The organism is Ruminococcus champanellensis 18P13 = JCM 17042 (genome assembly GCF_000210095.1).
Lineage (GTDB): Bacteria > Bacillota > Clostridia > Oscillospirales > Ruminococcaceae > Ruminococcus_F > Ruminococcus_F champanellensis.
The window spans coordinates 262709-265697 of sequence record NC_021039.1 but is presented as its reverse complement, the minus strand read 5'-3'; the positions used below and the strand labels follow the sequence as shown (position 1 = coordinate 265697).

4 protein-coding genes are annotated in these 2989 nt (G+C 54.7%); 3 read left to right on the top strand and 1 reads right to left on the bottom strand.

Features of this window, described 5'->3' with window-relative positions:
• Positions 1 to 142: 142 nt before the first annotated feature.
• Positions 143 to 1048, bottom strand: a complete 906-nt coding sequence (locus tag RUM_RS01200) for a methylenetetrahydrofolate reductase (protein WP_015557405.1) — start codon at positions 1046 to 1048, stop codon at positions 143 to 145.
• Between the two features lie 238 nt (positions 1049 to 1286).
• Between RUM_RS01200 and RUM_RS12305 the strand changes: the two genes are divergently transcribed.
• From RUM_RS12305 to RUM_RS01190, 3 genes are all read left to right on the top strand, one after another.
• Complete coding sequence (locus tag RUM_RS12305; RefSeq protein ID WP_015557404.1) at positions 1287 to 1460, top strand: DUF1540 domain-containing protein; 174 nt, start codon at positions 1287 to 1289, stop codon at positions 1458 to 1460.
• A gap of 208 nt (positions 1461 to 1668) precedes the next feature.
• Positions 1669 to 1914, top strand: a complete 246-nt coding sequence (locus RUM_RS01195; RefSeq protein ID WP_015557403.1) for an IreB family regulatory phosphoprotein — start codon at positions 1669 to 1671, stop codon at positions 1912 to 1914.
• A 144-nt stretch (positions 1915 to 2058) separates the two neighbouring features.
• A complete protein-coding gene (locus tag RUM_RS01190) occupies positions 2059 to 2790 on the top strand; it encodes a polysaccharide deacetylase family protein (RefSeq protein ID WP_015557402.1) in 732 nt (243 codons plus the stop codon).
• Positions 2791 to 2989 lie beyond the last annotated feature (199 nt).

Sequence of the window (2989 nt, the reverse complement as noted above, 5' to 3'; positions counted from 1 at the left end):
AGTTACACGCATCCCCCCAAGATTCCGGTAGAACGGTATTGCGTGGATGGAGCACGCAGAGTATAAAAGATAAATCCGGAAAAAGCTGTCACGAAAAATACACGGAAAACAAAAGCACCGCACAAATCGTGCGGTGCCTGCCTTATGCTTTGGAGAGAAATTCCTGCGCCAGCGTGCCTGCCTGGAAATCTGAAACGGCATCGTAAAATCCGTGGGACAGCCGGGTGATCAGCTCCGAGTCATTGTGGCTGAAAATATGTACCCCGGGGGCACTCGTGGCAACCAGCCGCCGGATCTGCTCATTGGCATACTTGACCCCTTCCTCGTAAAAGCCCTTGGGATCGTCCTCATACTGTGCCAGCCGCTGTGCAAAGGAACGGGGCAGCCGTACCCCGAAATCCTGTCGCAGCAGGGATACCGCTTCCTTCCGGAGAATGGGCATGATCCCGGCGTCCATGGGCAGGTACACTCCGGCAATTTCCAGTCGGTTCTGCACTGCCTCAAAGTACCGGAAGCTGTAGAACATCCGGGTAATCATCCGGCAGGCACCTGCGTCCGCCTGCCGCCGTAGCTGCCATACGTCCGTGACGATGCCCAGGGATTCGGGATGGTTCTCCGGGAAGCATCCGGAAGCCACCCGGAATTCCGGATCCACTTCCTTGATGAATTCGATCAGCTCCGCTGCGCTGGGAAAGTCTGCATGTTCAAAATCCGGGCGCATGCCGTCCCCACGCACCGCCAGGATCCGGGTGATGCCCCGGCGCTTCATCTGCTGGAGCTGCAGCTTCAGCCGGGTGCGGGTGTAGCAGATGGAGGGGATCAGCACCGCTCCGGGGATGCCGCCCTCGGACTGGATCATAGAGGCGAACTCCACTGCCCGTTCCAGCCCGGTGCCGTGCCGGTGATCCGCCGTTGCCAGCACGAAATCCGGCTTGGCACTGCGCAGCACATCCACCGTTTGCATCATCTTGGAGATAGGTGCAGCCTGTTCCGGAATATAAATCTCAAACGTCAGGCGGGGACGTGTTTTTTTCGTACTCAACTCCATACAAATATCCTTCCTTTTCCATTTTGGTTGACTCATAATGATTTTGACTACTTCTAATGGTATTGTACTCTGTTTTGCACAGTTTTTCAACAGAAAATCGCAAATTTCGGCTTCTTGGACAAGGAAATGCTTCATTCCTTGTACAGATTGTATAGGATTGATGCGTATATTCCCCGGATCGGTGGTCATACTAGGATTGTTCGGAAGCGAACAGTATGAAGAAAGAAGGATGAACAAAATGGAAAAGAATTCTCACATTCAGTGTACCGTACAGCAGTGCAAGCACAACAACGCTTGCTGCAACCTGTGTTCTCTGGACGTGATCCGGATCGGCACACATGAGCAGAACCCCACCATGGCGGAATGCACAGATTGCAACTCCTTCGAGCTGCGCAGCAACTGCTGCGGCTAAACAGGGATGCCGGAGGCGGAGCCTATGCTCCGCTTCCCCTTGTTTATTTTGTACAAAAAGATTACATGAAACACAGCAAAACGCCAATTTGAAAAATTTTCACTTGTGAAATGCATTCAAATATAGTATAATAGAACATGAGAAGTAAGGGAAAACTGAAAGAAAGGAGCGTGGACAGAGCAATAGGCTCTGATCCCATTGGATTGCTATGTGTGACAAGACCATGACATTTTCCGTAAACCAGGAGCGTGAAAACGAGCTGAAGCGGAACCTCACCATTGTATACGACGCACTGGTGCAGAAGGGCTACAACCCCATCAACCAGATTGTAGGCTACATCCTGTCCGAGGATCCCACCTACATAACCACCTACAACAACGCACGCAGTCTGATCCGGCACATTGACCGGGACGAGCTTCTTCAGGTTCTCGTCAGAAACTACCTGGAAGATTAGGACGGCACACGGCGGCAGAGGAATCTGCTGCCGTTTCCGTTTTTCTCCGGGTATGTACCCGGCATCCCCACGCATACTAACCTTGGGCAGCGCCGCAGGACTTTGTGGGTGCTGCCCGAAGTTTGATGCAAGGATGGAATGGGAATGAGAAGATGGAGCGCCTGCATTGCAGGCTTGGCGGCGGTGTGCATACTCAGCGGCACGGTGCATGCCGGGGACGTACACGGCTATGGGCAGGGCTGCCGGTATGACGGGCAGAACAGACCCATCGGGGCGGTGGAATTCAACCAGCAGTACGGAGGCTACGACGCCTGCGCCCTGTCCGGGGACAGCCGGTATATTCTGCTGACCTTTGACCAGGGGTATGAAAACGGTTACACGGCGCAGATCCTGGATACGCTGAAGGAAAAGAATGTGAAGGCGATCTTCTTTCTGACGGGGGATTACGCCAGGAAGGAGACGGCGCTGGTGCAGCGGATGGTGGACGAGGGGCATGTACTGGGGAACCACGGCATGACCCACGCTTCCATGCCCAAGCTGGAGGGAGCGGCGCTGGAGGAGGAGATCATGAGCCTGCACCGGTATGTGCAGGACACCTACGGGTATGAGATGCAGTATCTGCGGCCCCCCTGCGGGGAGTACTCGGAGGCGTCTCTGGCGGCAGCCCAGAGGCTGGGGTACAAGACGGTGTTCTGGAGCTTTGCCTATGTGGACTGGCTGGTGGATCAGCAGCCGGATCCGGCACAGGCATACAGCCGCATGACGGAGGCAGCCCACGGAGGCGGCATTTATCTGCTGCATTCCGTGTCCGCCACCAATTGCGCCGTGCTGGGGGATGTGATCGACAGCCTGCGGCAGCAGGGGTATCGGCTTTAGGCATAGCCGCCGTTCCGGCAGGGACGGCGGCTGTTTGCGTTTTCCTTTTCTACCCTTCAGTGACCATCTTTTCCGGACTTGTCTTTTATGCTCTGCGTGCTTGGGTCACGCAGTACCGCTTTACGAAGTGACCTTTTTCTTTTATGTTGTCTTTGATGCTCTGCGTGCTGAACATACGCAGTACGGGTTTACCGTTATC